Origin of the sequence: Ochrobactrum sp. XJ1, from assembly GCF_024701725.1 — a bacterium.
Lineage (GTDB): Bacteria > Pseudomonadota > Alphaproteobacteria > Rhizobiales > Rhizobiaceae > Brucella > Brucella anthropi.
This window is the reverse complement of the sequence record NZ_VDGD01000012.1, coordinates 169,480-195,103: the sequence shown is the minus strand read 5'-3', so window position 1 is coordinate 195,103 and position 25,624 is coordinate 169,480. Positions and strand designations below refer to the sequence as shown.

Genomic DNA, 25,624 nt, shown 5'->3' with positions numbered 1-25,624 from the left:
ATGGGTGCTGAACGTCAGCGCCTGTCGCATCCCTAACTTGCTGAAGATGGCGCATCCCTAACTTGCCAAAACAATGTACGTCACTAAGCATTAGCCGATTGTATCCTGCCCTTCATACCGATTGGACGCGCAGCAGCCTGCTTTACATCGTTGATTTCAATCATTTCGAAGAATCGCGTGACGTGAGAAACACGACCAGTATCACAGCAATCTGTCTTGGCATCTAAGACCAAAGCATGCGTGTACTGTCGGTCCATATAGGCTATTACCCGGGCGGCGCCGTATTTCGCAGATGGTCGGTAGCGAATTCTTGCTTTCGAGACGGTGAGCGCCATTTCCGGCTCAAGTCCGGATGGGAAGGAAGGTAGATTTAAAGATGTTGGAAGCACGTATTCGAAACACTTCGCTTCGAGACAAGATCATTACCGCTGAACAGGCCGCGAGCCTTATCCAGGACGGTATGGTCGTCGGCATGAGTGGATTTACCCGCGCTGGCGACGCCAAGGCTGTACCCGTTGCCATGGCTGCCCGTGCTGCGACAGATCCCTTCAAGATCACGCTGATTACTGGCGCTTCCCTCGGCCACGACGTCGACAAGATTCTTACAGAAGCACACGTGCTCTCGCGGCGCATGCCGTTTCAGGTCGACAGAACCCTGCGTGCCGCGATCAATCGCGGCGAAGTGATGTTCATCGACCAGCATCTTTCCGAAACTGTAGAGCAATTGCGCTCAAACCAGATCGGTCCTATCGACTACGCCGTGGTCGAGGCTCTTGCCATCACCGAGAGCGGCGGAATCATTCCCACGACATCGATCGGCAATTCGGCAAGTTTTGCCATTCTGGCCGATAAGGTCATCGTTGAAGTGAACCTTAATCAGCCTATGGCGCTTGAAGGTCTGCACGACATCTATATTCCAACGAAGCGCCCTTCCCGCGACCCTATACCGGTCACGGCGTGCGACAGCCGCGTCGGCCTGCCCTATATCCCGATCCCACCGGAAAAGATCGCAGGCATCGTAATCACGCAGGAAAATGACAGCGCCTCGACCGTGGAACCGGCCGACGGTGAAACAATAGCCATTGCGGGCCATCTGATTGAATTTCTGATGCAGGAAGTCGCTGCCGGACGTCTTGATCTGACGCTCAATCCGCTTCAGGCTGGCATCGGCACCATTGCAAATGCCGTATTGAACGGTTTTGCCGATAGCCCGTTCCACAATCTGCGCATGTATAGCGAAGTGCTGCAGGACAGCACCTTCGACCTGTTCGATGCCGGAAAGCTCGACTTTGCATCAGGATCATCGATCACGCTCAGCCCCACCTGTGGAGAGCGTGTCTTCAACAATATCGACCGTTACCGCGACAAGCTTATTCTGCGCCCGCAGGAAATCAGCAACCACCCGGAAGTCATCCGTCGTCTCGGCATTATCGGTATCAATACAGCGCTCGAATTCGACATTTATGGCAATGTGAATTCCACTCATGTCGACGGCACGCATATGATGAACGGAATTGGCGGTTCAGGCGACTTTGCCCGTAACGCCTTCATCTCGATCTTCGTGACCAAATCCGAAGCCAAGAACGGCGCGATATCGTCCGTCGTTCCGATGGTCACGCATATCGACCATACGGAGCATGACGTGGACATTCTGGTAACGGAACAGGGCCTTGCCGATCTGCGCGGCCTCGCCCCTCGTGAGCGGGCCCGTGTCATCATCGACAACTGTGCGCACCCGGATTATCGCCCACAACTCAACGATTATTTCGACCGCGCTTGCGCACGTGGCGGGCATACACCTCATCTAATTGAAGAGGCTTTCAGCTGGCATCAGCGCCGCCGCGAGACGGGCAGCATGCGTAGCTGAATATCTGAAAAATCTTGCACCGTTCGGTGCCAGCTTGATTTAAGTTATTGCTTACAAAGCGGAACCTTCTTTTCCTTGGAACGTTAACCGGCACATCGTTTTTGGATTGGAGACGATGTGCCGCTAGCAAGAGCCCTGCTCTTTCTTTCGGTTTGAACGGGCTCAATCGGCGGCGTCGAGGAACGGTCGTCGGTTAGGCAACGCAACCCCAAGTTCCGGGAAGGATCAGACCGCCTATGTCCATCCTCATCAGCCTTCTGATAACAATTCTTGTTATCTTCCTCGTACTTTATCTCATCAACATGCTGCCTCTGGATGCCAAGGTCAAACAGATCGCTCAAGTTATCGTGATCATTATTGGCATCATTTCGCTTCTGAAATATTTGGCGGTCTTCTGATTCAAGCCATCAGCAGTCATAGTGCCGGCGAAATCCCGGCCAAAATCCCGGAGTGTCAGGCCGCTCCGGGATTCGTTACAATGCCTAACCCAGGGTATTTCCTGACTTATATTAGCCACTTACGATTTATGTCTCATTGAGACGGTTCTTTTAAACATAGTTGTGCTTAATTACATTTCCTCGTAACATATATTCGCTATGCTACCTGTGATTGTGTCAATAATGGCACTCATAGACAAAAAATTGCAAGAAGCGCATGGTGGTATCTTTCCCCTCTCCGGCGTTCCTTTTATAAGGCCCACAAAATAAATGCCCGTTCTTAATAGGGATCAGGCGCGGGTCGTAGATCATCCTCACTCAGGGTTGGGAGCGCGAGGAAATGAAGAAGACTGCTCTACTAAAAGCAGCCTTGATAACGTTGTCTGTCGTGTTGTTCTCTCTCGGGGCAACCTCGATAGTGGCGTTCACTTCTGGCGTCACGCCTGGCATCGTCGCGCTCGGCCTCAGCGCGGGCATTCCCGCAGCCACGGCCTTCCCTTCTCTTGCCTATATTTTTCATCAACATAGCAAGTTGCAAGACGCATATCTCCAGCTTGAAAAAGCGCATGTCGAACTGCAGGCACGGTCACGGATCGACCACATGACTGGTCTTCTCAACCGTGAAGCGTTGTTCGAAGCCATGAAGATCAGCCGCTCCCGTATCGAAACCGGCACCTTGCTCGTTATCGATGCCGACCATTTTAAGGCGATCAACGATACGTTTGGCCATGGCGTCGGCGACCGTGCCTTGAAGCTGATCGCATTCGCGCTTCAGAATGTGACGCGAAAAGGCGATCTTGTCGGCCGTATCGGTGGGGAGGAATTCTGCGTTTTTCTGCCGGGTGCCAGTGGAGAGACCGGTATGCGGGTTGCACAACGCATACGCGCAGAAGTAGAAAATACGCCGTTTCACACAACGGAGTATCAGGTCTATCCGTTGACGATCAGTATCGGTGTTGCCTCTGCGCCGAAAAATGAGACGAACTCGCAGGTACTCAGCCGCGCTGATCGCTGCCTCTATATTGCGAAGCAGCGGGACGCAATTGCGTGGTCTTCGATGAAGAAAGTGAGCGCCTTGCCAGCGCATCTGTCGTTTCTATCGTAAGTGCTCGGGAAGTGGCGCGCGGATAGCGCCGCGCTTCATTCCCAGGGTTCAATTACCTCTTCAGACCAACCGACCGGCACGAATCCCATTTTCTGATAGAGTTGCAGAGCTCTTGGGCTGTCGAGCGTATTAGTATGGATCGTCACCTTTTCCGGTCCATGCACCCAGGCTGCGGAAATGGCCTCACTCAGGAAAAACTTTCCGAGACCCTGCCCCTGAAAATCATCGATGAGACCGAAATAGACAATCTCGGCAGCCTCCGGCAAAGCGGTCAAGTCGAGTTCGACAAATCCAGCGGGACAGCCTTCTGCATAGAGAACGTGGATTTCAGTCGTATCTGCATGAATTACGGCTTCAACTTCCGCGTCCGTCTGAACACGGCGCATCATCCAGTGATGCTTACGCCCGATCTGTTCATAGAGATAGCGGTAGTAATGGACCGGCATGGCACCCGCGCGCATCATAGCGAGGCGGATACCAGATGGCACCGGCACCTGAACTGCCTGACGGGCAGACATTTCCAGGTGGGTGATGCGGGCGGTCAGTTTTCCGGTCATGCTTATTCAGCTTCACCGGTGACAACTGGTGTATCCTGCCTGCTTCCCCATTCACTCCAGGAACCGTCGTAAAGACGATTATCCTTGTGACCGACCGACGCCAATGCAAGCATGATGACCGCTGCGGTCACGCCAGAGCCACAGCTCGTAACGACCGGTTGTGAGAGATCAACACCGGCCTCGTCGAAAATCTTGCGCAGGCTTGCAAGGTCCTTTAGCTCACCGTTTTCAGACAAAGTGCCAACGGGAACGTTGCGTGCACCGGGCATATGGCCGGAGCGCATGCCTGCCCGTGGCTCGGCATCGCGTCCGGTGAAGCGTCCGGCTGCGCGTGCATCGGCGATCTGCGAGCCTCGCTCGTCCACGATTTCGCGCATCTGCACGAAATCGACCACTGCGGCCTCGTCGAATGATGGCGTGAAAAGCGTTGGCGCAATCTTTGTAGCTTCTTCGGTCACCGGATAACCAGCCTTTTTCCAGCCGTCGAAGCCGCCATCAAGTACATAGACATTCTTCACACCCATCACGCGGAACATCCACCAGACGCGCGGTGCGGAAAACATGCCGACTCCGTCATAGACAACAACTGTCTCATCAGCCGTGATTCCCATGGCACCGACATGCTGCGCAAAAAGCTCTGGCGATGGCAGGGTGTGCGGCAGACCGGATTCCTTGTCGGCAATCTTGTCCTGATCGAAGAACACAGCGCCTGGAATATGTGCAGCGTTGTATTCTTCCTGCCCGTTGCGTCCAGCAGCCGGGAGATACCAGGAGGCATCGACAATCGCGATGCCCGGCTTGCCGAGCCGTTCTTTCAACCAGTCCCGTGAAACGACGAAGGCGCTTTTCTCTACCATAGGTAAACACTCCTCAAGCATGTTTCGTAAAACCGGGAAACACGCAGAAAACAATGGGTTCAGGCTTCTGGCAGGGGGCCAAAGCGAATGCGGAACCGGCGGTTTTCCTTGCCCTTTTTCTCGATCTTGCCGATGTGGATTTCACCCACTTCCTGCGTTTCGGAAACGTGCGTGCCACCACAAGGTTGCGAATCCACCACGCCGTTTTCACCGATAAGAACAAGGCGTATGCGACCGAGCCCCACCGGAGGACGCACATTCTTCGACTTTACGATATCCGGATTTGCAAGGAATTCTTCATCGCTGATCCAGCGAATGGCAACCGCGTCATTGGCATTCACCCGCTCCATGAGCCTTTCGGTCACGAATTCCTTGGTGTAGCTCGGATCGGGAAGATCGAAATCAACGCGACTTTCATCCTCGCCCACCGCAGCGCCGGTAATCGGAAACGGGCAGACAACGGAAAGCAGGTGGCAGGCCGTATGCATCCGCATCAGCTTGTAGCGACGCGGCCAGTCAACATGCAGGACCAGCTTTTCACCGACAGTGGGCGAAGCCTGTCCTTCTGCCGGAACATGAATGATTTCGTTCTTGTTTTCGCCCGTAACTGTTGCTGAAATCTCGATACGAGAACCATCCGCGCGCTCGAGAAAGCCGATATCCCCCGGTTGGCCGCCGGAGGTCGCATAGAAGTTTGTCTGGTCGAGAATAATCCCGCCCGTCTCGGTAATGGCGAGTACCGTGCCCTCCGCCGTTGAAAGATAGGAATCTTCGCGGAAAAGCGCTTCGGTCTCGTATACCATGATTATCCCTCGAACGGTATGTCTATCTCGGTCTTCCTCTCCAGCCATCCCGGTACTGGCAGGTTCTTGCCACGCAGGAAAGCAGGATTGAACAGCTTGGACTGGTAACGATTACCATAGTCGCAAAGCACCGTCACAATTGTGTGGCCCGGCCCGAGATCTTTTGCAAGCCGGATTGCGCCTGCAATATTGATACCCGAAGAACCGCCGAGGCAAAGTCCCTCATTTTCCACAAGGTCGAAAACAATATCGAGCGCCTCCGCGTCGGAGAGGCGATAAGAGAAATCAGGGGTGAACCCCTCAAGATTGGCGGTGACACGCCCCTGCCCGATGCCTTCGGTGATCGAGTCGCCTTCGGCTTTCAGCTCGCCCGTCGTGTAGAAGGAATGGAGTGCGGCTCCATATGGATCGGCAAGTGCGATCTTGATATCAGCATTGTGGTCCTTCAGACCGAATGCGGTGCCGACAAGCGTTCCACCCGATCCGACAGCGGCGACAAACCCATCCACCTTGCCGTCGGTATCCCGCCAGATTTCCTGCGCCGTAGTTTCAATGTGGGCCTGTCGGTTGATCGGATTATCGAATTGATTGGCCCAGACCGCACCGTTCGGCTCGCTTCTGGCAAGTTGTTCAGCCAATCGTCCCGACAGACGCACATAATTGTTCGGATTGCGATAGGGGGCGGCTGGAACTTCAATCAGTTCGGCGCCAAGCAGGCGCAGCGCGTCCTTCTTTTCCTGGCTTTGCGTTTCGGGAATAACGATAACTGTCCGATAGCCAAGCGCTTTCGCGACCATCGTGAGGCCGATGCCGGTATTGCCGGCCGTACCTTCAACGATGACACCACCGGGTTTCAGAAGCCCACGCTTTTCGGCATCGCGAATAATATAGAGCGCTGCGCGGTCCTTCACCGACTGTCCGGGATTGAGAAACTCGGCCTTGCCATAAATTGCGCAGCCGGTCAGTTCGGAAGCCTTTTTCAAATGGATCAATGGCGTATTGCCGATTGCGTCGAGCACCGATTGGAACATGGCTTCCGTCCTTCCTGTTTTGAAGAGGAAATTATGAGGAACGGCCCTGCCCTTCAAGCAAGCATGGAATATTTTTCCAAGCCATTACGCAAATTGAAACCCATCCTGCGCTCATAAATAGAAAAGCCGCCCGAAATGGGCGGCTTTTTGAAAAAATATTCAAGGCAAGCTTACGCTGCGCGCTGTCCGCCATTGCCGTTGGCATTGCGGCGCTTGCGGCGGAACGGACGCTTCGCTTTCGGAGCGGCTTCACCTGCTGCGTGACCGCCTGTACGATGGTCGCCTGACTTCGGGGCTGCACGACGCGGCTTCTGCGCCGTTCCGCCCTTGCGATGCTGGGTCTTCTGCGGGCGTTCGCCCGGAGCCGCCGTACGCGGTGCCGGAGCAGGTGCAAGCTCCACAGGTGCATCCTTGATCGGAAGCTTGTTACGCGTCACACGCTCAACGGCTCTCAGCTTGGATTCTTCCGCTGCCGGATCATAGAGCGTGATCGACGCGCCGCTGGCGCCATTACGGCCGGTACGGCCAATACGATGCACATAGGTTTCCGGCTCGTCAGGCAGATCGTAGTTCACGACGTGGCTAATACCCGGCACGTCGATGCCGCGAGCAGCAATGTCCGTTGCGATCAAAATCCGCAGCGATCCATCACGGAATCCGTTCAGCGCACGCTGACGTGCATTCTGTGACTTGTTGCCGTGAATGGCGGCGACTTCATAGCCATCGCGTTCCAGATGACGGACCACCGCATCGGCACCGTGCTTGGTGCGGGTGAAGACGATGACCGAACGCATAGCCTTGTCACCCAGCAGCGCGGAAAGAAGACGGCGCTTCTCCTTGGTGTGCACAGGATGCACAACCTGCGTGATTTCAGCAGCCGTCGTTCCCTGCGGAGCGACTTCCACACGAACCGGATCACGCAGCAAGCTTCCTGCCAGCGACGCGATTTCCTTCGGCATGGTGGCCGAAAACAGCGCGGTCTGACGATCAGAATGCGTCGCTTTTGCAATGCGCTTCACATCGTTGATGAAGCCCATGTCCAGCATACGGTCCGCTTCGTCGAGGACGAGCCAACGCGTCTGCGAGAGGTCAACCAGACCGTCACGCATCAGATCGGTCAAACGACCAGGCGTGGCGATCAGAACGTCGATGCCCGGTGCGATGCGCTTGATCTGGGACAGCTTGGAAACGCCGCCCAACACAAGCGCTGTCGAGATATGCGCGTGTTTGGAAACATTGCGGATCGTCTGTTCAATTTGCACGGCGAGTTCACGCGTTGGCGCCAGGATCAGTGCGCGCGCGGTCTTCGGACGGCGCTTGTCGCCGAGGCCGATGATCTTCTGCAGGATCGGCAGGCTGAAAGCTGCGGTCTTGCCGGAGCCCGTCTGCGCGATACCAAGAATATCGCGGCCTTCAAGCTGGTGTGGAATCGCCTGCAACTGGATCGGCTTCGGCTCGGTCATGCCAGCGGCTTCGACGCCCTTGAGCAAAATGCCGGTAACGCCGAGAGCGGCAAAGCCGCCCGTAATTTCTTTTGTCAATTCAATCTCTTTCGGCGGCACCATGATGTCATGGTCCGCATACAAATGCCGGTCAAGCGCAACTTGCCGAACTCTATCTGTTCAATGGTAACGACGGGACGCCGAAGCTTATAAACTCCAGGCGACTTGCGCTGCCGTGCCCGAACATTTTCTCGGGTCTCCCCGCTTCCGGACCATTCCGGAAGACAGAGGCGAGACGCAACAAGTCCAATGCCGGGAAAGCCGACGAACACGTCGGCCCATGCGCCTGACGCGGCATATGGGGTGTTTTCGTCGAAAAAGCAACTGATTTCGCTTAAGGCACCGAAATCAGATGATGAAATCAGCGAGCACCTGATTGTCCGTTATGTCCTGATAGGCCCAACCGGCTTCTGCGAATTTCTTTTCCAGAAGCTTGAAATTCGCCGCGTTCTTCGTTTCGATGCCGATCAGCACAGAGCCGAAATTACGCGCCGATTTCTTCAGATATTCGAAACGCGCAATATCATCTTCAGGACCCAGAAGATCAAGGAACGACCGAAGGGCGCCCGGCCTTTGCGGGAAGCGGAAGATGAAATATTTCTTCAAGCCTTCGAAGCGCAGTGCACGCTCACGAACATCCGGCAGGCGCTCGAAGTCGAAATTGCCGCCCGAAACAACAATGACGATGCGCTTGCCTTTGAGGTCGCTCTTTTTGAAGTCCTTCAACGCATCAATGCCGAGCGCGCCCGCTGGTTCAAGCACGACGCCCTCAATATTGAGCATTTCGATGATTGTTGCGCAAAGCCGGTTTTCCGGAACCGTTATAACAGTTTTCGGATCGAACCCTTTGAGAAGCTTGAAGTTTTCTTTTCCGATCTCGGCAACAGCTGCACCATCGACGAAATTGTCGACATGCGTAAGTTTGATACGCTTGCCTGCTTCAAGGCTCCCTTTCAGGCTCGCAGCGCCCTGTGGCTCGATAAAGCGGAAACTCGTCTTCCAGCCCAGATCTGAAACATATTGCGTAACGCCGCCGGACAATCCGCCGCCACCGACAGGCAGCAGAATAAAGTCGGGCTTCTTTCCCTCCGGCAACTGCCGCTCGATCTCAAGCGCCACCGTCGCCTGCCCCTCGACGATACCGGGATGATCGAAAGGTGGCACCATCACGCCCTTCTGGCTTGCGGCAAACTCCTGCGACGCGGCATAGCAAACGTCGAAAATATCGCCCACCAGCTTGATTTCAATGAATTCGCCGCCAAAAGCGCGGGTCTTGTCGATTTTCTGCTGCGGCGTCGTAACCGGCATGAAAACGACACCCTTGCGGCCAAAATGGCGGCAGACGAATGCAAAACCCTGTGCATGGTTGCCTGCGGAAGCGCACACGAACACCGCATTCTTGTCGGTCGTTTCGACTGCCTTGGAGATGAAGTTGAAAGCGCCACGAATCTTGTAGGACCGGACCGGTGTGAGATCTTCGCGCTTGAGCCAAATTTCCGCACCGTACTTCCGTGAAAGGTAATCGTTGAGCTGCAGCGGCGTTTCAGGAAACAGCGCGCGCATTGCCTTTTCGGCCTCGGATACGGATTTGACGAAGGCGGTCATTATTCAACTTTCTGCATTTCCTGCTGGATTTCCGCCCATGGCTACATGGGTTTGACAATGCAGACAAGGTTGAAGCTCGTCAGGTCGCCAAATCAACGATTTAGAGTAAGCATATATTCGGCAATACTAACTGTTGATGTTAACAGGCTTTGTGGCTTGAATTCGTGACACAAATCATGACATAGACGAGGGTAATTGCTGCGGTCGTGGCGAAATTGGTATACGCAACGGACTTAAAATCCGTCGTCTTTTAGACTTGCGGGTTCAAGTCCCGCCGACCGCACCACCTCCTCCTTTTGCGCTCAGTTTTCCCATATCCGCTCCAGGCAACCTCGCCTTGACAATTTGCTGCCCTATCCTCCAGTTTTCCCCTACTCGAAACAGATGCAGACGGAACAATGGAAGAGCAAGCCACACAGTTGATCGCAAATACAAACGCATTCGTTCTCCAGATGTACGACCTTCTCATACGATACTCAGTCTCCACACTCGGTGCGCTGATTATCCTTTGCGTCGGCTGGATACTGGCCGGAATCCTTCAAAAATGGACCATACAGTCGCTGTCGAAAATTCGCGGCTTCGACCAGACAATGGTCGGGTTCTTCGGCGCTGTCGTCCGCTACAGCATACTCGTCATCATTCTGGTCATGGTTCTCGGGCAGTTTGGCGTCCAGACCGCGTCCATTCTCGCAGCGCTAGGCGCTATTGGCCTTGCTATCGGCCTCGCCCTTCAAGGTACGTTGCAGAACATCGCAGCAGGCATCATGATTCTGGTCCTCAGACCATTTCGCGTTGGTGAATATATCAGCGCAGGCACCGTCGTCGGCACTGTGCAAGACGTCGGCTTGTTCGCGACGGAGCTCAAAACCATTGATGGCCTTTACGTGCTGGCACCCAATTCTTCTCTTTGGAATACGCCCGTCACCAATTACAGCCGCATGAAAACCCGCATGCACGAGTTCAAGGTGGGGATTGGCTACGAAGACAATATCGATCAGGCCTTCGCGATCATAAAGAAGGTTGTCGAAGATCAGAAAGGTGTTCTCTCAACACCCGCACCGGCCTATTTCGTATCGCAACTGGGCGACAGTGCCGTTGTTCTCAGCGCCAACTACTGGATAAACAGCGCCGATTATGCGCAGGTGTCGCGTCACACGATCAAAACGGTGAAGATCGAATTTGACAAAGCCGGGATCAACATACCTTATCCGCAAATAACTTATCATGTCATTGAAAAAGATAATAAAACAGAAACGGTTAACTGATCTTTCTAAACTCTTTTTTCAGAGAAGCCGCAGATTGAATCTGCGGCTTTTCAATAGCTGCTACTCCGCTCAACTGTTCAGCTTGGCAGTGATTTCCGCAACACGCTTGCCCTGAAATCGCGCCCCGTCCAGTTCCTGTTCCGAAGGCTGGCGCGAACCGTCGCCATCTGCAGTTGTCGTCATCCCATAGGGAGCACCGCCGCGCACCACATCATTTCCCATCTGCCCCTGATAGGCATAGGAAAGCGGGACGATAATCATGCCCTGATGCTGCATCTGCCACTGTGTGGAAATCAACGCCAGTTCCGCGCCACCATGCTGCGTGGCTGTGGAAACCATCACCGACCCGACCTTGTTAATGAGGGCACCCTTTGCCCAGAGACCGCCGGTCTGGTCGAGGAAATTCTTCATTTGAGCCGCCATCATGCCATAGCGGGTAGCAGTGCCGATGATGATGGCGTCGTAATCCGCGAGTTCAGCCGGCGTGGCAATCGGCGCATCCTGATCGATCTTATAGTGCGAGGCTTTCGCGACATCCGGCGGAACCAGTTCCGGCACCCGTTTGATCGTGACCTCCGCGCCGCCTTCGCGCGCACCTTCAGCCGCTGCCTTGGCCATTTTTTCCATGTGACCATAGGCCGAATAATACAGCACCAGCACTTTAACCATGTGACGTCTCCATATCCCGATTTGTGAGGCCCCAACCTCGACAGTTCAATTAGGGGAGCCGCCTTCTTTGGGAAGGCACAACTTCTCGCGCCCAAATAAAATGCTGCAATAAAGCAGTTGCAGCCTTGTCCTGCTGGCGCTTAACTGATGCCAGAAAATGGAGTCTGGATATGACCAACAATCCGCAGCAAGCCGTCAAGGCAGCCATGCTGGCAATTGGCGACGAGCTTCTCTCAGGCCGCACCAAGGACAAGAATATCGGACATCTCGCTGATGTCCTGACAGCGGCGGGCATTGATCTCAAGGAAGTACGGATTGTTCCGGACGAAGAAAACGCCATCATCGCCGCTCTGAATGCACTGCGACCGCATTATGACTATGTTTTCACGTCCGGTGGAATTGGCCCTACCCATGACGACATCACCGCCGATGCGGTTTCTGCGGCCTTTGGCGTGCCTTGTATCTATGACGAAAAAGCCATGAAACTGCTTGGCGACAATTATGCAAAGCGCGGGCTGGAATTCACCGACTCGCGCAAGCGCATGGCGCGTATGCCGCAAGGTTCTGAGCATATAGCGAACCCGATCTCCGCTGCGCCCGGTTTTCATATCGGCAATGTCTATGTGATGGCAGGCGTGCCTTCCGTGTTTCAGGCAATGCTTGACAATGTACTGCCGACACTGAAGACCGGCCGCAAGCTTCTGTCCAGGTCGGTGCTTTGTCCTTTTGGCGAAGGCGTGATTGGCGCTCCCCTGACGGAAATCCAGAAAGAAAACCCCGATACGATCATCGGTTCCTATCCGAAATTCGAGAACGGGCGCTTCAGCACGGAACTTGTCGTCCGCGGGAGCGATCCTCAAAAAATCGATACGGCAATTGATGCAATCGAAAAAATGATCTCGTCGCTCGAAACAAAAGGTGCCGCTTAATCCTTTGCAACCTTTTGCCCGCGCAACTCGTTGCACTATATGCTAAAATAGAAACACAGCCGGAAGGAGTTCGGTCATGTCCTACAAGACGGTGGTTGCCTATTCTCGCAGTGAATCCGAGTTGAAGCGGGTTGTGTCCGCCGTTGGACTTCTAAAGCAGAAGGTGCCCGATATTCACGTCATCGGGCTTTATTCAATCCCTTCGCCCATCGTCTATGCCGACCCGAACGGCTTCATCGATCCGGGAATGTTCGAACTGCATGACAAGCAGCACAAGGAGCTTTCCGAAAGGCTGAAACATCTCTTCGAGGAAGAGATGCGCCGTCAGGGCACCAACTATGAATATCGCATCACGCGGTCCGAAACCGGCACCGCTGCTGATGGCGTGCTGACTGCTTGTCTTGGAGCCGAATTGCTGGTCGCCGGGCAACCCGACCCCGACGATCCGGCCACCAACGACGAAACCGCCGATACGATTGTTTTCAATTCCAGCTGCCCTGTTCTGCTGGTTCCCTATGCACCGGTGCTGCAGATGATTTCGCTCGACCGGATCGTCGTCGCCTTTAACGGCAAGCGGGAAGCGGCCCGGGCCGCTTTCGACGCCCTGCCCTTGATGAAACATGCCGACAGAACGGAAATCGTTTGGGTCGATCCACCGGAAATTGAAGGCGAGGATCAGGCTTTGGCGAGCCACGATATTGCGGAATCACTGTCTCGGCATGGGATTGATGTGACGACCACAGCACTGGCATCCAACGGACGTTATGCGCAGGATGCCTTGAGGGAACATATCATCGCTGAACGCGCTGATCTTTTCGTGATGGGCGCTTACAGTCATTCCCGGTTGCGTGAACTCGTCTTTGGCGGGGTGACGCGCTCCATGCTGAACGAGCTGCCCATTCTCACGCTTTTCTCGCGTTAGAAGACACGATTGAAGCCAGTTTGATCCGGCAATTGGCCAACAACTGGCCGACAACTAGCCTGTGATGACACGACACGCTTGCAAGAACACCATTTTTGCGGTTATCAGCATCACCCGGCGCTGACTGTGCCGGGTGGAGAGCCTTTTCCTCTCTTGCCGCCCGCCTGAAAGGGCGCAGACGAAGAAAAGCCGCAGATCCTGACAGTTACAGCGCTTGGCAATCCGTCATAGCGCATTTTTGGTTTTTAAAGGTCCGGAGAACGAGCTCCGGATCGTTCCACGGAGCGTTTCGATGTCCTTGCCAGATAAAGCCTTCCCAGTTTCATGGGATCAGTTCCACCGTGATGCCCGCGCCCTTGCCTGGCGGATTGCCGGTATGAATCGTGATTGGCACGCAATTGTTGCCATCACGCGTGGCGGTCTGGTCCCTGCTGCCATCGTCTGCCGCGAACTCGGCATTCGTCTCATCGAAACCGTCTGTATTGCCTCCTATCACGACTACACGTCGCAAGGCGACATGCAGATCCTCAAGGGTGTGAGCGAAACACTGCTGGAAAATGGCGGCGACGGCGTCATCGTCGTAGACGACCTGACCGACACCGGCAAAACCGCAGCCATCGTGCGGGAAATGATGCCGAAGGCCCATTTTGCGACTGTTTACGCCAAGCCGAAAGGCCGTCCGCTGATCGATACCTTCGTAACGGAAGTGTCTCAGGACACCTGGATCTACTTCCCTTGGGATATGGGCTTCACCTATCAGGAACCGATCGCAGGCGACAAGCGCGGCTGAAGCCCGACAGACTTGAAGCCATAAATCCATCGAATGCACTTCCGATAAAACTGGCGGATTCACATCCGCCAGATCAAAACACTGCGAAACGAAAACAAACGAACGCGATTGCGGTGACATTTCCGCCGCAATCGCACCTTATGGAAAACGCAACGAAATAACGCTGATCGAGGGCGGATAGCGTTTTCAAAGCTGTCATCCCACCCTGAAATTTCAGTAATACCTTTAAAATAAAAGCTTTTTTCGGATATTTTCAAAGGTCTGTTGCCTAACTAATCAGTTGTTATTTTGGCGAATCGGATCATGCTATAGATAAAAAGGGGATTTTCGTGGTGAAGTCGCAGGCCAAACAACTGATTGCAACCGAAAAGCGTATTTTGACGCCTTCCGGTCGTTTGCAGCAGGTTGCGGCGCTTGTCTATCGTCGCGACATGGGCATCCTCAAGGTTCTCGTCATTACGAGCCGCGGTACAGGCCGCTGGATCATCCCCAAGGGCTGGCCGCAAGTCGGTCGCACTCTGGCGGATACTGCTCTTCGTGAAGCTTATGAAGAAGCCGGCATTCGTGGTGAGGTCTCACCAGTACCAATCGGCAGTTTCTGCTACTGCAAGACCGACCTACCGCCTGAACGCATAAACCAGTTCACGGCAGCAGTATTCGCGGTGCAGTTCACCGGGCAGGAGAAAGATTGGCCTGAGCGGGATCAGCGCATCTGCGAATGGGTGTCGCCACAGGAAGCGGCCAATCGCGTCGAAGAGACAGAACTGAAGCAGTTACTGAACCATTTTGGTGATTCGGGCATTGCCGCTGCTGCTGAGTAAGCAGCCGGCAAGCCGTCTTCAATGCAGCATTCCCCCGGATTATGATCCTTTTGCAGGGATTTTCTCTTTCGACAGTCGACACTGCCGTGCTTGTTCCTCTAACTGCTAGTAATAGCGGCTATCCAGGCTCCCCAAATCACATAGCCGGCTTGGTTCGCAAAAGTGTCGCTTCTCCCCGTTATCCACATTTGCCCCAAGCTGTTACGCACAATATCTAGATGCTGGAGCGTTACAACAAACCATTGCTTGACGCTCGAAGCCGAGTCGTTTTTTATGATACTATCGTTGCGTAAGTAGCGTGATCGGGCGTTGTAATCTGCCGGTCCTTTTTTCGGTCAAGTTGAGTATCGAACGAGCGTTGCGCTTTGAAAGTGCGGTTTTCGCTCGGTGCTTTCTTGCGCCCAAATTCTGGGTGCGCCCTTCTCTGGAGAAGCAGATGCAACATCGATCAGAAACAGCGTTAACACTAGATTTAGTATTTGCGCTCATGCTTCTTACAAGATAAGGTATTTTTCGTTCCGCCGATTTTTGATCGCGATCGCGCTAGCAAGGTTGCAATTAAGCTCCCCTGAGGCGTTTTTTCGTGGGCTTTGATGAGGTGGAAGCGGATTTCCGGGAGTTTTCTCCCCAACAAGACGCTCCTCCCCGCAGAAGAGCTGTTTTGACAGAGACGCGATACAGACAGGCCGTGGCTGAAAACCGTCACTAGAGCTACTATATATAGAACGTTTGGATGGGACAGATGAAGATCGAACGCCGTTTCACGAAAGAGAATCAGTCGGCCTATGCGGACATCGCGTTCCGGACTGCGACCAGCGAGATCAAGAATCCCGATGGATCCATCGTATTCCGTCTTGAGAACATCAATGTGCCCGCGCAGTTCAGCCAGGTCGCTGCGGACATTCTTGCACAGAAGTACTTCCGCAAGGCTGGCGTTCCCGCACAGCTGAAGAAGATCGAGGAGAACGACGTTCCCTCATGGCTGTGGCGCTCGGTCGCTGACGAGGACGCGCTTGCCAAGCTGCCTGAAAATGATCGCTACGGCTCCGAAATGGACGCCTGCCAGGTTTTCGACCGTCTCGCCGGCACTTGGACCTATTGGGGCTGGAAGGGTGGCTATTTCGCCTCTGAGGAAGACGCCCTCGCCTTCCGCGACGAGCTTGCCTATATGCTCGCGACCCAACGTGTGGCTCCAAACAGCCCGCAATGGTTCAACACCGGCCTGCATTGGGCCTATGGCATCGACGGTCCCGGCCAGGGCCATTTCTATGTCGACTGGCAGACCGGCAAACTGACCAAGTCCAAGTCGGCCTATGAACATCCGCAGCCGCATGCCTGCTTCATTCAGTCCGTTGGCGACGATCTCGTCAATGAAGGCGGCATCATGGATCTGTGGGTCCGTGAAGCGCGCCTGTTCAAGTATGGCTCCGGCACGGGCTCTAACTTCAGCTATCTGCGCGGCGAAGGTGAAAAACTTTCCGGTGGTGGCAAATCCTCCGGTCTGATGAGCTTCCTGAAGATCGGCGACCGCGCCGCAGGTGCGATCAAGTCGGGCGGCACGACCCGCCGCGCCGCCAAGATGGTCGTCGTCGACATCGATCATCCGGATATCGAGGAATATATCGACTGGAAGGTCAAGGAAGAGCAGAAGGTTGCTTCGCTCGTCACCGGTTCCAAGATCGTCAAGCAGCATCTGACCGCCATCATGAAGGCTTGCGTCAACTGCGAAGCGGACAATGATGATTGCTTCGATCCGGCGAAGAACCCTGCCCTGAAGCGCGAAATCAAGGCCGCAAAGAAGAACCAGGTTCCGGAAAACTACGTCAAGCGTGTGATCCAGTTCGCGCGTCAGGGCTACACCGACATTCAGTTCAAGACCTACGATACAGACTGGGATTCGGAAGCCTATCTCACTGTTTCGGGCCAGAATTCCAACAATTCCGTTTCGCTGAAGGACGAATTCCTGCGCGCTGTCGAAAACGACGGCGACTGGAACCTGACAGCTCGTCGCGACGGTCGCGTCATGAAGACGCTGAAGGCGCGCGATTTGTGGGAAAAGATCGGTTACGCCGCCTGGGCGTCCGCTGATCCGGGCCTGCACTACAACACGACCATGAACGACTGGCACACCTGCCCGACCGCCGGTCCGATCCGCGCTTCCAATCCGTGCTCGGAATACATGTTCCTTGACGACACGGCTTGCAATCTGGCGTCGATCAACCTGCTCACCTATCGCAACAAGGATGGTTCATTCGATATTGCGGCTTACGAGCACACGGCACGCCTGTGGACCATCGTTCTCGAAATCTCGGTGATGATGGCGCAGTTCCCGTCGAAGGAAATCGCCCGTCTTTCTTATGAATACCGCACGCTCGGCCTCGGCTACGCCAATATTGGCGGCCTGTTGATGACTTCCGGTATTCCTTATGACTCCGATGAAGGCCGTGCAATTTGTGGCGCGCTGACGGCGATCATGACCGGTGTGGCCTATGCCACCTCCGCTGAAATGGCAAAGGAACTCGGAACCTTCCCGAGCTATGAGCCAAACGCCGAGCATATGTTGCGCGTCATTCGCAACCACCGCCTCGCAGCCCATGGCCAGACGGAAGGTTATGAAGGACTTGCTGTCAATCCGGTTGCACTGATTGCCGAGGATTGCCCGGATCAGGATATGATTACCCATGCACGTGCTGCCTGGGACAAGGCGCTGGAACTTGGCGAAAAGCATGGCTACCGCAATGCACAGTCCACCGTCATCGCGCCTACCGGCACGATCGGCCTCGTCATGGACTGCGACACGACCGGCATCGAGCCTGATTTTGCGCTGGTGAAGTTCAAGAAGCTCGCTGGCGGTGGTTACTTCAAGATCATCAACCGCGCCGTACCGGAAGCACTCCGCACGCTCGGTTATTCGGAAAGCCAGATTGCTGAAATCGAAGCCTATGCTGTCGGTCACGGCAACATCAATCAGGCTCCGGGCATCAACCCGTCTTCTCTGAAGTCCAAGGGCTTCACCGACGAGAAGATCGAAGCCCTGAATGCTGCTCTCAAAAGCGCATTCGACATCAAGTTCGCTTTCAACAAGTGGACGTTGGGCGAAGACTTCTGCAAGGACGTGCTGAAGCTCACCGATGAACAGCTCAACGATTTCTCGTTCGAGATGCTCCCGGCGCTGGGTTTCGCCAAGAAGGACATCGAAGCTGCCAACATCCATGTTTGCGGCGCAATGACCCTCGAAGGGGCGCCGTTCCTCAAGGAAGAGCACTACGCCGTGTTCGATTGCGCCAATCCTTGTGGCAAGATCGGCAAGCGTTATCTCTCGGTGGATAGCCACATTCGCATGATGGCAGCCGCACAGCCGTTCATTTCGGGTGCGATCTCCAAGACGATCAACATGCCGAATGACGCAACCGTCGAGGACTGCAAGAACGCCTATATGCTGTCCTGGAAGCTGGCGCTCAAGGCCAATGCGCTTTATCGCGACGGCTCCAAGCTTTCGCAGCCGCTCAACGCCGCCCTCATCTCGGATGATGAGGACGAAGACGATGCAGTCGAGGCACTGATCGAAGCCCCTGCTGCAGCCCGCGCCGTTCAGGTAACCGAGCGTATCGTCGAAAAGGTTGTCGAAAAGATCGTGCATGAGCGCGAAAAGCTGCCGAACCGTCGTCAGGGTTATACGCAGAAGGCAGTCGTTGGCGGTCACAAGGTCTATCTGCGCACCGGCGAGTTCGGTAATGGACGTCTCGGTGAAATCTTCATTGATATGCATAAGGAAGGCGCTGCTTTCCGTGCAATGATGAACAACTTCGCCATCGCCGTATCGCTCGGCTTGCAGTATGGCGTACCGCTCGAGGAGTATGTGGAAGCCTTCACTTTCACGAAATTCGAACCGGCAGGCATGGTCATCGGCAACGATGCCATCAAGACCGCAACGTCGATCATCGACTATGTCTTCCGTGAGCTGGCGGTGTCCTATCTCGGACGCAATGACCTCGCCCATGTCGACACAAGCGATTTCGGTAATACGGCGCTCGGCAAGGGTATCAAGGAAGGTAAGACCAACCTGGTCTCGACCGGTTGGACGCGTGGTTACAAGCCCACTCTGGTGACCAACTCGACTAACGAAGCCAAGGGATCGACAAATTCTGCGCCGCAGGCTTCCAACGTCACAACCTTGAAGTCGACCACGCCGACGGGCAATCGCCCCGCAACAATCGGTCTGGTGACGGATGGTGCGACCGCCTTCAAGCGGGAGTTGGAAGAGCAACCTGCTCCGGCACAGCAGCAGGAAAGCACATCAGCAACGGCAACCGAACTTTTCTCGGATAAGGCTGCAGCAGACGCTGCTTCCGCCCGCGCGGAAAGTGCGAATGCCGCCAAGAAGCTGGAAGCTGACCGCCGCATCAAGTCGATGATGCAGGGCTATACCGGCGACAGCTGCACCGAATGCCAGAACTTTACCATGGTTCGCAACGGAACGTGTCTCAAGTGCGACACTTGCGGTGCAACAAGTGGCTGTAGCTAAGTCTAGTTCGTTGAATATGAAGATAAAAAAGCCCGCTTTATGCGGGCTTTTCTTTTCCATAAGTATTTTCAAAGAAAAATTATATAGAATTATATTTCTATGATGAAATATTGAGATTCAACAAATTTCGGAACGAACCGACTATTTCCACGTTCAACCTAAGCAACCGAACGTATAAAGGAGATAGTTATGTTCAGGACTACACTTCTGACGACGACGTGTGCATTGCTGATAGGTGGCGCTGCTTATGCTCAGACAACTGCACCAACGCCAGCACCTGCCGAGCCACCGGCTGCGGCAGAGGAAATGCCGGTTTTGTCCAAGGACATGTTTGGCAATCCCACATCGGGTGAGACCGACAAGGTCGGCTTTCTGGAACCGAAAGAGGGCCAGCTTCTCGTCACCTCTTTCATCGGACAGAGCGTCTATGAAAGTGATGCTGCTGACGCCCAGACTGTCGGCAAGCTGAATGATCTTATCGCCAGCCCCGAAGGTGATATTGAAGCTGCGGTGATCGGCGTGGGTGGTTTTCTTGGAATCGGCGAGAAGGACGTCGCTGTAAGCCCGGATCAACTGCAGCTTGCAACCCGCAGTGACGGCAAAAAATGGCTGGTCATAAAGGCGACCAAACAGCAGTTGACCGATGCGCCGGCATTCGATCGCTCGAAGCTTTTTGTGGACGGTGTAGCCGATCCATCAGCAGCAAACGAGACCAATGCCCCGACGACTGATGCCCCGGCAAGCGATACAACTCCGGCATCACCACCTCCAGCCCAATGATACGGTCTCGATGAGCAATACGACAAGTCTACCCCCCGGCCTTCTGGCCGGGGTTTTGATGCAAATAACCATTACTCGCGGTTGAAATATTCATATGGCCGCCTTAATTCCTGGTAGAACATGATACAAGCATCGCAACACGGCACCCAATTTTCACCAGGTTAATCTCAGGAAAGTCTATTGTCCGAATTTTTTATTGCTCATCCCTGGGCGGAAACCCTTGTGGCGCTTGGAGGATTATTTCTTTCAGCTTTCATTGCAAACTTTCTAATCAAGGCGATTTTACTCAAACTACTCGAACGTCTTGTCCAGAAAACCTCTTTCGGACAAGACGAAGAGCTTAAAAGACACAGTGTCATCAGCCGTCTTGCCAATATCGTTCCGGCGTTGATTATTTCATCTGGAATCATGGCGGTGCCGGGCCTGCCCGAAGGCGTGATCACCGTTATTCGGAATGTAGCGATAGCTTTTATCATTCTGACGCTGGCTTTGGCGGTCAATTCAGTCTTTGGGCTGATCGATACGCTCTATCATCGCCGTCCCGAAGCCAGATACCGCCCCATAAAGGGCTACATTCAGGTGGCCAAACTTGCTGTCTACATCGTAGCGGCAGTCCTTGTCATTGCGACACTGCTGGACAAGTCGCCGGTTATCCTTCTTTCCGGTGTCGGTGCTATGGCCGCGGTGCTAATCCTTGTCTTTCAGGACACATTGCTTTCTCTGGTCGCCAGTATGCAGATCGCTTCGTCCAACATGGTTCGTGTCGGCGACTGGATCGAAATGAAGAATCTCGACGCCAATGGCGATGTCACGGAAATCGCGCTCTATACCGTCAAGGTCCAGAATTTCGACAAGACGATCACCACCATTCCGATCCGCAAGCTCATCACCGAGCCGATGAAGAACTATCGCGGCATGCAGGAATCCGGCGGGCGTCGCATCAAGCGCGCGCTTTATATCGATCAAAACACCATTCGTTTTCTGTCGGATGACGAGCGAGCCAGACTTGGCACAGTTGATTGGCTGGCGGATTATCTGCCCAAGAAGGCCAAGGAAATCGCCGAATGGAACCAGAAGCTTGGCGACCGCGCCAACAATCCGGTCAACAGGCGTCAGTTCACCAATGTCGGTACGTTTCGGGCCTATGTAGACAATTATCTGCGCAATCACCCCGGCATACACAAAGGCATGACATTGCTGGTGCGCCAGATGGACCCTACTCCCGAAGGGCTGCCGCTGGAAATCTACTGCTTTACGAACACGACCGTCTGGGCGTCGTTCGAACAGATTCAGTCGGACATTTTCGATCACCTTTACGCGGTGTTGCCGGAATTCGGCCTCAGTGCCTTCCAGAATCCGAGCGGTAACGATTTTCGCAAACTGACAATCAATGCGCCTGTCGAGCAGCCTCAATCACCTTGGCGTTCAAACGTTGAACATTATAGCGTGCCCGGGACGGTGTCAGGCCAAGACGGACGACAGCAAGATGCATTGAAGGAACGATCATGACGCTTTGCCCGTCATGGCCCGACATCCAGAATGCGTCTTCCGGAATGCCATCCTCACCTGCCTTCACACCGCTAATCTGCAGCCAGACCTGAGCGGAACCATAGCGCCCTTCGGACTCGGGCCTGGGTTTGCGCATAAATGAAATATAGTCCGCAGGCAGGATCGGTTTTCCGTACAGGTTTCCACCGTCCGCGAGAAACGCGCCCAACCGAGCCCAATCACGGGCGGTAGCGTACATATAGGAAGAACCGGCAAAGACGCCTGACGCATCCGTCTCCAAAATGACGCTGTTCATGCCAAGCGGACCGAATAGGGCAAGCCGCGGATAAGCCAGCGCCTCCTCGCGGCTGTTAAAACTATCCATGAAAAGATCTGACAGAATATTCGCCGTTCCACTGGAATAATTGAATTTCGTCCCTGACGCCGCCTCCAGCGGCAAAGACGCAGCAAACCCGGCCATATCCGGCTCCAGATAAAGCATGCGCGTGACATCCGTTACTGTGCCGTAGTCCTCATCGAAGCGCAGACCGCTATTCATCGCCATCAGATTTGCGAGAGAAATCTTTGCCCGCTCATCGTTCTTCCATTCCGGTAAAAGGGCTGTGCTTTCCAAACTCATGCGCCCTTCAGCAATGCGCATGCCGATCAGTGTCGCGATGACGGACTTGGTCATGGACCAGCCCAGCAAAGGCGTATCCGCATTAAAGCCCGGACCATACGTCTCCGCGATCAGCTTGCCATCGCGAATAACTGCGATTGCACGCATTCCCGGCCCGGCCAGAGCCTGATCCTCAATCACAGCCTGCACCGCTGGATCGGTCTCAATCCGGATCGGTTCTGCGGGCACCTGCGGGCCGGTCGGAATTTCAACGCGCAAATCATCTTTCTGGATATTCGCGCATCCCAGCGCTGGGCGATAGATTGCGGTACTTGGTGCAAAGAAGCCGAAAATCCGCACCGTCACACTGCTATTATTCTTGTCGAGGGAGGCATTCAGAAACCGCAGCAGCGGGTTTCCCGGTGCCTGAACATCGTCTGCAAGGACGGCATCAGCATCCCGACCGGCAATGAAAACATTTGAACAGACAATCTTGGCAGCATAGCCGGTGCCGACACGCAACAGCTCAGGCGGCCGAACCGCCAGCCAGAGAATTGCTCCCAGCACGATGACGAGCAGAAGACCACCGACAAACTTCAGAATACGCTTCATGCTGCCCCTCGCAAATAGTCGTTACGTCAATCATACGAAGCCGAGATAACTTGCCAACTCCCGCGCGGCGGCACCACCTGCCCTGTTTGCACCGATGGTCGAGGCAGATGGGCCATAACCAACAAGATGAATACGGGGATCGGCGGCCACCTGTGTTGCCAGGCGTCCAGTCATGAGAATACCGGCTTCCGCATTGCGCAATTGCAGCGGGGCAAGATGGTCGAGCGAACTGCGAAATCCTGTGCACCACAAAATAACATCAAAGGATTGTTCACTTCCATCGTCCCACCGAACACCTGTTTCCGTGATTTCGCTGAACATGGACAAACGGTTGAGCACACCGCGAGCGTGTGCCGCTTCAATGGCCGGCGTCAACGGCAGCCCCGTTACTGAAACGACCGATCCAGGTGGCAAGCCCCGGCGTACCCTTTCCTCAACCAAAGCCACGGCAGCACGGCCCAACTCCGGTGTAAACGGACCTTTCCGGAAAGCAGGTTCTTTGCGCGTGACCCATACGGTTTTCGTCACACGCGATATCTCGTCCAGAAGCTGCACAGCCGAGATACCCGCGCCTACGACAAGAACACGTTTGCCCTTGAAGGCGTCAGCTGTCTGATAATCCCGCGTGTGAAGTTGCTGGCCTTTGAAAAGCTCCGCACCCGGATAGGGTGGGATATAAGGAGACTCCCATGTGCCGGTCGCGTTGATGATCCCGCGTGCCGAATAGTTGCCCCGATCTGTCTCCACACGAAGCCGTTCGCCACGATCGCAAACGACTTTCACGGCCACAGGACGGTGCACCGGAAGATCGAAGGCTTCCTCATAGGCGCGGTAATATTGTGGGACGGCAACCGATGCACGCACCTCACCATTGGTCGTTTCGACAATATCCTCGAACTTCATGCCGGGGAGATCGTGAATGGCGTTGGCAGTCTGGAGAGTTAGCGAAGGCCAGCGGAATTGCCAGGCTCCGCCCGGCCCTGCGGCCTTGTCCAAAACCACGAATTGCCGTTCGCCTGCGAGACCAAGTTTATTCAGATGATAGGCCGACGAGAGCCCCGCCTGCCCGGCTCCAATAACCACAATGTCGACCTTGCGGGCGACTTTCACATGGCCATTATCGGCTGGCTGCTGATCGACGGACTGTATATCTGACATGATGCGCTATAGGCTTCCGAAATATGATTTGTGTCCGTAGATAGGGATCGGACGGCGGCGTCGAAAGCCCACCTATCCTACCATCGCAGCCGAGCGCAGTCTTTTATTGCGCCCCTCCCAAACACTCACGACCAGCATGATAACCGTCGTCAATATGCCCATTTCCAATAAATCGGCCATATAGCCGACCGGGATCGCTGCCAGTAGAGCCAGAACGCCAAAGACGTGGGACGTGGGAATAACGCCATAGACAACCTTCTTGTAGATCGCGCTGCCAATCAGATAGATCGCCGGTCCTGCGACAAGAACAAGAACGTAAGCAGTCTTCAACGGATCATGTGGATGGGCCATGACAAGATCGTTTCCAACTGCCGTTGCGATAATCCCGGCCACCAGAATGGCGTGAACATAGTGGAAATATGCGCCAATCCGTCCAGGATCAGTGGAGTGGGTGATCGTATCTGTCGCATCCTTGCTGGAGGTGCCAAAGTAGAGCCACCACATGGCAAGCGTCCCGAGAAAAGTGGCCAGCAGCGCCGACATGAGGGCCAAATTCCAGACTTCAGCATTTGCAAGGGTTGCCCCGGTAGCCAAAACCGTTTCGCCAAGTGCCACGATTACGAACAACTGGCAACGCTCCGCCAGATGTCCGCCTTCAATGGTCCAATCACTGGTGTGAGAGCGTCCGAGACCCGGCAGTGCAAAGCCGAACATCGGCGATAAATACTCGCAAAGCACGGCAATAAGCCACAACACCATACGGGCTTCATGCTCGACGAAACAACCGGCTATCCAGAAGACAGCGGAAATAGTGAGCCAACCGAGCATACGCCTGTAATTGGCGGCGAGTGGATGGTTCTGCCCCAGAACAAACACGATATAGGCTGTTTTGCCGACCTGAATCGCCACATAGGCCAGAGCAAATATCCAGCCTTTGTCAGCGAAAGCACCGGGGATGGACGATGCCATCACCAAACCGAGCAGCATGACGCAGAACAAAAGGCTGCGTATCTGCGGCGTTTCCGGGTTGAACCAGTTTGTCACCCAGCAGGTATATTGCCAGCCGAGCCATACCGCGAACCAGAGGATCAGCGTTTCGACAACGCCGGTGAGCGTCAGATTATGCAGAAGTTCATGACTGAGCTGCGTAACCGCGAAAACATAGACCAGATCGAAGAACAATTCCTCGAATGTCACCCGGGCATGGTGCCCGTCTCTTTGTCTCAAAAGCGGATGTGAAGCGACGGCAGAAGCTGAATTCATGTGAATGTACCTTCCCCTC

General features: G+C 54.6%; 20 protein-coding genes, 1 tRNA gene and 2 pseudogenes. 12 read left to right on the top strand and 11 right to left on the bottom strand.

The window, feature by feature from the left end; genetic code table 11:
* Positions 1-83 precede the first annotated feature (83 nt).
* The gene (locus tag FG152_RS21645; RefSeq protein WP_498988293.1) at positions 84-335 is read right to left on the bottom strand and encodes a hypothetical protein; all 252 of its coding nucleotides are present in this window, start codon (positions 333-335) and stop codon (positions 84-86) included.
* Between the two features lie 41 nt (positions 336-376).
* On the opposite strand from FG152_RS21645, the gene scpC reads away from it, so the two are divergent.
* The 3 genes and pseudogenes from scpC (at position 377) to FG152_RS21630 (ending at position 3,435) form a co-directional block, all read left to right on the top strand.
* Positions 377-1,867: a succinyl-CoA:acetate CoA-transferase ScpC gene (gene scpC, locus FG152_RS21640; protein WP_010660092.1), complete on the top strand. Its 1,491-nt coding sequence runs from the start codon at positions 377-379 to the stop codon at positions 1,865-1,867.
* 236 nt (positions 1,868-2,103) lie between these two features.
* Complete coding sequence (locus FG152_RS21635; RefSeq protein WP_010660091.1) at positions 2,104-2,265, top strand: Thivi_2564 family membrane protein; 162 nt, start codon at positions 2,104-2,106, stop codon at positions 2,263-2,265.
* Between the two features lie 379 nt (positions 2,266-2,644).
* Positions 2,645-3,435 (top strand): annotated as a pseudogene (locus FG152_RS21630) (GGDEF domain-containing protein).
* Positions 3,436-3,444: 9 nt separating this feature from the next.
* Here the strand turns inward: FG152_RS21630 and FG152_RS21625 are convergent.
* From FG152_RS21625 to ilvA, 6 genes are all read right to left on the bottom strand, one after another.
* Entirely contained in the window at positions 3,445-3,966 is a 522-nt protein-coding gene (locus FG152_RS21625; RefSeq protein ID WP_498988289.1) for a GNAT family N-acetyltransferase, read from the bottom strand.
* 2 nt (positions 3,967-3,968) lie between these two features.
* The gene (gene sseA, locus FG152_RS21620) at positions 3,969-4,823 is read right to left on the bottom strand and encodes a 3-mercaptopyruvate sulfurtransferase (protein ID WP_125334241.1); all 855 of its coding nucleotides are present in this window, start codon (positions 4,821-4,823) and stop codon (positions 3,969-3,971) included.
* Positions 4,824-4,882: 59 nt separating this feature from the next.
* Positions 4,883-5,626 carry an alanyl-tRNA editing protein gene (locus FG152_RS21615; RefSeq protein ID WP_498988286.1) on the bottom strand — a complete coding sequence of 248 codons (744 nt, stop codon included), beginning with the start codon at positions 5,624-5,626 and terminating at the stop codon, positions 4,883-4,885.
* A gap of 2 nt (positions 5,627-5,628) precedes the next feature.
* Positions 5,629-6,657, bottom strand: a complete 1,029-nt coding sequence (locus FG152_RS21610; RefSeq protein ID WP_125300246.1) for a cysteine synthase A — start codon at positions 6,655-6,657, stop codon at positions 5,629-5,631.
* A 170-nt stretch (positions 6,658-6,827) separates the two neighbouring features.
* A complete protein-coding gene (locus FG152_RS21605) occupies positions 6,828-8,222 on the bottom strand; it encodes a DEAD/DEAH box helicase (RefSeq protein WP_036586887.1) in 1,395 nt (464 codons plus the stop codon).
* Positions 8,223-8,507: 285 nt separating this feature from the next.
* Entirely contained in the window at positions 8,508-9,767 is a 1,260-nt protein-coding gene (gene ilvA / locus FG152_RS21600) for a threonine ammonia-lyase IlvA (RefSeq protein WP_029376102.1), read from the bottom strand.
* Between the two features lie 197 nt (positions 9,768-9,964).
* Between ilvA and FG152_RS21595 the strand changes: the two genes are divergently transcribed.
* Positions 9,965-10,050: transfer RNA gene (locus FG152_RS21595), tRNA-Leu, on the top strand.
* 112 nt (positions 10,051-10,162) lie between these two features.
* A complete protein-coding gene (locus FG152_RS21590; protein ID WP_498988282.1) occupies positions 10,163-11,029 on the top strand; it encodes a mechanosensitive ion channel family protein in 867 nt (288 codons plus the stop codon).
* 69 nt (positions 11,030-11,098) lie between these two features.
* Here FG152_RS21590 and wrbA read toward each other — a convergent pair whose 3' ends face one another.
* The gene (wrbA, locus tag FG152_RS21585; protein ID WP_010660082.1) at positions 11,099-11,698 is read right to left on the bottom strand and encodes an NAD(P)H:quinone oxidoreductase type IV; all 600 of its coding nucleotides are present in this window, start codon (positions 11,696-11,698) and stop codon (positions 11,099-11,101) included.
* Positions 11,699-11,868: 170 nt separating this feature from the next.
* Here wrbA and FG152_RS21580 point away from each other — a divergent pair, with 170 nt between their 5' ends.
* The 7 genes from FG152_RS21580 (at position 11,869) to FG152_RS21550 (ending at position 21,974) form a co-directional block, all read left to right on the top strand.
* Entirely contained in the window at positions 11,869-12,627 is a 759-nt protein-coding gene (locus tag FG152_RS21580) for a competence/damage-inducible protein A (RefSeq protein ID WP_433846410.1), read from the top strand.
* A gap of 76 nt (positions 12,628-12,703) precedes the next feature.
* A complete protein-coding gene (locus FG152_RS21575) occupies positions 12,704-13,549 on the top strand; it encodes a universal stress protein (RefSeq protein ID WP_010660080.1) in 846 nt (281 codons plus the stop codon).
* 292 nt (positions 13,550-13,841) lie between these two features.
* Positions 13,842-14,339, top strand: a complete 498-nt coding sequence (gene gpt / locus FG152_RS21570; RefSeq protein ID WP_010660079.1) for a xanthine phosphoribosyltransferase — start codon at positions 13,842-13,844, stop codon at positions 14,337-14,339.
* A gap of 332 nt (positions 14,340-14,671) precedes the next feature.
* Positions 14,672-15,160 (top strand): NUDIX hydrolase, encoded by a 489-nt coding sequence (locus FG152_RS21565; RefSeq protein WP_010660078.1) that lies wholly within the window; start codon positions 14,672-14,674, stop codon positions 15,158-15,160.
* Positions 15,161-15,902: 742 nt separating this feature from the next.
* Positions 15,903-19,685, top strand: a complete 3,783-nt coding sequence (locus FG152_RS21560; protein WP_151664383.1) for a vitamin B12-dependent ribonucleotide reductase — start codon at positions 15,903-15,905, stop codon at positions 19,683-19,685.
* A 189-nt stretch (positions 19,686-19,874) separates the two neighbouring features.
* Complete coding sequence (locus FG152_RS21555; RefSeq protein WP_498988276.1) at positions 19,875-20,465, top strand: PRC-barrel domain-containing protein; 591 nt, start codon at positions 19,875-19,877, stop codon at positions 20,463-20,465.
* Positions 20,466-20,645: 180 nt separating this feature from the next.
* Positions 20,646-21,974, top strand: coding sequence for a mechanosensitive ion channel family protein (locus tag FG152_RS21550; protein ID WP_080574587.1), 1,329 nt, complete (start codon positions 20,646-20,648; stop codon positions 21,972-21,974).
* Here FG152_RS21550 and FG152_RS21545 read toward each other — a convergent pair.
* From FG152_RS21545 to FG152_RS21535, 3 genes and pseudogenes are all read right to left on the bottom strand, one after another.
* Positions 21,871-23,184 (bottom strand): annotated as a pseudogene (locus FG152_RS21545) (serine hydrolase domain-containing protein); the annotation flags it as partial. The gene FG152_RS21550 and the pseudogene FG152_RS21545 overlap by 104 nt on opposite strands.
* A 30-nt stretch (positions 23,185-23,214) precedes the next feature.
* Positions 23,215-24,342, bottom strand: a complete 1,128-nt coding sequence (locus FG152_RS21540; RefSeq protein ID WP_498988273.1) for an NAD(P)-binding domain-containing protein — start codon at positions 24,340-24,342, stop codon at positions 23,215-23,217.
* Between the two features lie 72 nt (positions 24,343-24,414).
* A complete protein-coding gene (locus FG152_RS21535) occupies positions 24,415-25,605 on the bottom strand; it encodes a low temperature requirement protein A (protein WP_498988271.1) in 1,191 nt (396 codons plus the stop codon).
* Positions 25,606-25,624 lie beyond the last annotated feature (19 nt).